We start from the raw sequence: 3,742 nt of genomic DNA on the forward strand, positions 1-3,742 counted from the left end.
CCGTCGCCTCCATGGCCCGGGCGGCGCAGACCACGTCCTGCACATCGCCCGACAGTCCGCTGCCGAAGGTCCCCTCGCTCTCGCCCAGGCCGGTGAAGTCGAAGCGCAGCACGCCGACGCCGTGATCGGCCAGGGCGCGGCTGACCCGCGTCGCCGCCAGCGAGGTCTTGTCGCAGGTGAAGCAGTGGGCGAACACGGCCCAGGCCCGCACCGGCCCCGGCCCGGTCTCCAGCACCCCCGTCAGCTTGCGCCCGGCGGTGTTGGCGAAGTCGAAATCCACGGCGGTCATGATCAGCGATATTCCGGGTTCGGATGGTCGAAACGCTCGCCCCTGTCCCAGGCGGTGCGCTGGTTGCCGTGGGCCGGCACGCCCCCGGCGTCCTTCAGCAGGCGCGCCAGGTGCATCAGGTTCCACGCCATGAAGGTGGTGTTGCGCTGGGTGAAGTCATTGTCGAGCCCGACCTTGCCGTCATCGCCGTAGGAGGGGCCCGGCCCCGCCTCCCCGATCCAGCCGGCGTCGGCCTGGGGCGGGATGACATAGCCGAGATGCTGCAGCGAATAGAGGATGTTCATGGCGCAGTGTTTGATGCCGTCCTCGTTGCCGGTGACAATGCAGCCGCCGACCCGGCCATAGTAGGCCGACTGATCCCGGTCGTTGAGCTTGCCGGACCAGCTGTACAGCCGCTCGATCACCCGGGTGCAGATCGACGATTTGTCGCCCAGCCAGATCGGCGTGCCGATGACCAGGATGTCGGCGGCCATGACCTGCGCCTGCACCGCGGGCCAGCCGTCCGTGTCCCAGCCGTGCTCGGTCATGTCGGGCTGGACGCCCGGCGGGATGTCCAGGTCCGCGGCGCGGATGGTCGAGGTCCGGACGCCCTGTTTCGCCATGATGGCGATCGCGACGTCCATCAGCGCCTGGGTGTGCGACGGCTCGCTGGACCGCTTCAGGCTGGTGTTGATGAACAGGGCGGTGAGGTCGTCATAGGCGGTCATCAGCGACGTCCTTGAGGGGCCGGAGCGCGGTCTCCGCGCCAGAACCGGAGGAACGCCTGAACCGCAAGGCCGATCAACCGGGCGTCAGAACGCCGCGTCCGCCCGCCTCAGCCGCGGCTGGTCGCCAGTCTCGGGCCGCCGGCCATCCACGGCGGCTGGGGCATGGACCGGCGGGCCGCCGCCTGGGCGCGGGTCCACTGGTCGTGGAGGTCGTTGAAATAGGCGTCGTCTTCCTCGATCCGGCGCACGTCGCCGCTCTGGAAGCCGCGCCGCAGCGTCAGCATGTCGAACGGCGCGCCCACCGCCACGTTCGAGCGCATCGTGGTCGAGAACGAGATCAGTCCCAGCTTGACCGCCTCGGCCAGCGGCGTGTCGTAGGCCAGCCCGCTCTCGAGGATCGGCTTGCCGTATTTCAGCTCGCCGATCTGGAGATAGGGGGTGTCGCGCCCGCACTCGATGAAATTGCCCTGGCTGTAGATCAGGAACAGCCCCATCTCGCCGCCGGCGATCTGGCCGCCCAGCAGCATCGAGGCCGAGGTGTTCAGGCTGTCAGCCTCCAGCGCCGGCGCGATCGACAGCCGCACGCTGCGCAGCGCATGGCCCAGCAGCTGGGCGCAGCGGAACAGGGTCGGGGCCGTCTCCAGCGTCTCCGGCTCCTCGCCGACATTGAGGTGCACGCCCTCGCGCATCATGGCCAGGGCCGTCTGGGTCACCGACAGATTGCCGGCGGTGCAGATCCCCAGCACCCGCTCGCCCGGCTGGTCGATGACGTGCAGCTTGCGGTACGAGGAGATGTTGTCGACGCCCGCATTGGTCCGGGTGTCGGCGATCATCGCCAACCCCTCCTCGACCAGCATGCCCACGCAGTAGGTCATGCGATAAGCCGTCCGCGACACACGTCCATGATGCGACGCTAACAGATTCTCTTAACGGGGGCGCCTACATCCGGCCGGCGTCACGCCTGCTGCTGGCCCTGTTGCATGTCCGCATCACGCACGCTCAGCCGCACCGACAGCCGCTCGCCGCCGCCGCCATAGCTGGCCCCCCGCACCGGCGCCGCGCCCAGATAGTCCAGCCCGGTCGCCACCCGCACATAATGGTCGGTCGGGCAGACCCCGTTGGCGGGGTCGAAGCCGACCCAGCCCAGATCCTCGATCCAGGCCTCGGCCCAGGCGTGCGCGGCGTCCTGGTCCTCGGTGTCGCTGCGCAGCAGATGACCCGACACATAGCGCGCCGGAGTCCCCATCTGCCTCGCGCAGGCGATGAAGACGTGGGCGTGGTCCTGACAAACCCCCCGTCCGAGCGCCAGGACCTCGGCGGCGGTGTGGGTCGGCGTGGTCACCCCGACCTCGAAAGCCACCGAGCCGTGGATCGCCGCCATCAGCCGGTGCAGCCGCTCCAGCGGCGGATGGGCCGAGAACTCCGAGGCGAACACCGAGATCAGCCTGTCCCGGTGCGTCAGGGCCGTGTCGCGCAGGAACACCAGCGGCGACAAGGTCTCCTGGCCCGGCGGCACGACCCCGCCGGTGTCGCTGGTGATCACCTCGCCGGTCATCCGCACCGTCAGGCTCTCGGTCGGCTGCTCGGTGTAGAGGGTGTGAACGATATTGCCGAAGGCGTCCTCCGACCGCCGCAGCCGCGTGTCCACGTCGGTCTCGACCGACCAGCGCCGCACCTGCTGCGCCTCGGTGGAACGCGGCGTCAGACGCAGGACCTGGATGATGAACCGGGCCGCCCGATCGTAGGCGTAGGTCGTGGCGTGATCGATCTGGATGCGCATGGGTCAGGCCAGATACTGATCGTGGATGGCCTGCCCCAGCCGTCCGTTCTCGGCGAGGAAGGCCTGGATGTATTCGTGCAGGCCCGACTGGAAGATCGCCTCGATGCGCGAATTGTCGAACTGGCGCATCCGGTCGGCCGCCAGTCTCTGGGCCGGCCCGCGCCGCCCGTAATCGCCGGCCAGCCGCTCCAGATAGCGCACGATCGAGGCTTGGCAGCTGGCCAGCGAGCGCGGCATCTGCCGGTTCAGCACCAGCAGGTCGGCCACCAGCCACGGCTTGACCGAGTCGCGATAGACCCAGCGATAGGCCGTCAGGGCCGACACCTCCCTCAGCAGGGTGGTCCACTGGAAATAGTCCAGCTGCCCCCCGACGCGCTCGCCCTCGGGCAGCAGCAGATGGTATTTTACATCCAGCAGCCGCGCCGTGTTGTCGGCCCGCTCGATGGCCGCGCCCAGCCGCAGGAAATAGTAGCCGTCGTTCCTCAGCATGGTCCGCGAGGTCGCGCCCTCGACCGCCAGCGTCATCGCCTTCACCCACTCGAGAAAGAGGGTGAAGTCGTCCCGCCGGGTCGGCTGGCCCTGCTCCTCCAGCCCGTTCCACGCCCCGTTGATCGCCTCCCACAGCTCGATGGTCAGGGCGGTGCGCACCGACCGGGCGTTGGTCCGCGCCCGGGTGATGCAGGCGGCGATCGAGGACGGGTTCTCCGGCGAAAAGGCGAGGAACTCCCGCACCGATTTCTCGGTCGGCGCCCGGCCCAGCGCCTTGGGCACGCTGGCGCAGGCCAGGGCGCTGGCCCAGACCGTCCCGGCGTCGCCGTCGCCCCGCGTCGGAATGGCCGCCAGCCTCAGCGTGGCTTCGAGAATCCGCGCGAGAAAATCCGCCCGCTCGATGTAGCGGCCGGTCCAGTACAGGGCGTCTGCGGTGCGGCTCAGCATCAGAGTCCCTCCCCCAGAGGGGGAGGAACT

General features: G+C 69.2%; 4 protein-coding genes and 1 pseudogene. All 5 read right to left on the bottom strand.

Annotated elements, in window-relative coordinates; genetic code table 11:
* Positions 1–289, bottom strand: a pseudogene (locus RDU12_RS13795) (osmotically inducible protein C); the annotation flags it as partial.
* Positions 290–291: 2 nt separating this feature from the next.
* Entirely contained in the window at positions 292–996 is a 705-nt protein-coding gene (locus tag RDU12_RS13800; protein WP_300292242.1) for a flavodoxin family protein, read from the bottom strand.
* A gap of 107 nt (positions 997–1,103) precedes the next feature.
* Positions 1,104–1,871, bottom strand: a complete 768-nt coding sequence (locus RDU12_RS13805) for a peptidase (RefSeq protein WP_300292240.1) — start codon at positions 1,869–1,871, stop codon at positions 1,104–1,106.
* A gap of 80 nt (positions 1,872–1,951) precedes the next feature.
* Positions 1,952–2,776: a transglutaminase family protein gene (locus RDU12_RS13810; RefSeq protein WP_300292238.1), complete on the bottom strand. Its 825-nt coding sequence runs from the start codon at positions 2,774–2,776 to the stop codon at positions 1,952–1,954.
* 3 nt (positions 2,777–2,779) lie between these two features.
* The coding region (locus RDU12_RS13815) for an alpha-E domain-containing protein (RefSeq protein WP_308685194.1) at positions 2,780–3,742 on the bottom strand (963 nt) is incomplete at its 5' end.

The organism is Brevundimonas sp., assembly GCF_031082345.1.
GTDB lineage: Bacteria > Pseudomonadota > Alphaproteobacteria > Caulobacterales > Caulobacteraceae > Brevundimonas.

Excerpts from the sequence above, each read along its gene's own strand:
- RDU12_RS13805 (WP_300292240.1), bottom strand. The coding sequence starts at position 1,871 with ATGACCTACTGCGTGGGCATGCTGGTCGAGGAGGGGTTGGCGATGATC.
- RDU12_RS13800 (WP_300292242.1), bottom strand. The coding sequence starts at position 996 with ATGACCGCCTATGACGACCTCACCGCCCTGTTCATCAACACCAGCCTG.
- RDU12_RS13810 (WP_300292238.1), bottom strand. The coding sequence starts at position 2,776 with ATGCGCATCCAGATCGATCACGCCACGACCTACGCCTACGATCGGGCG.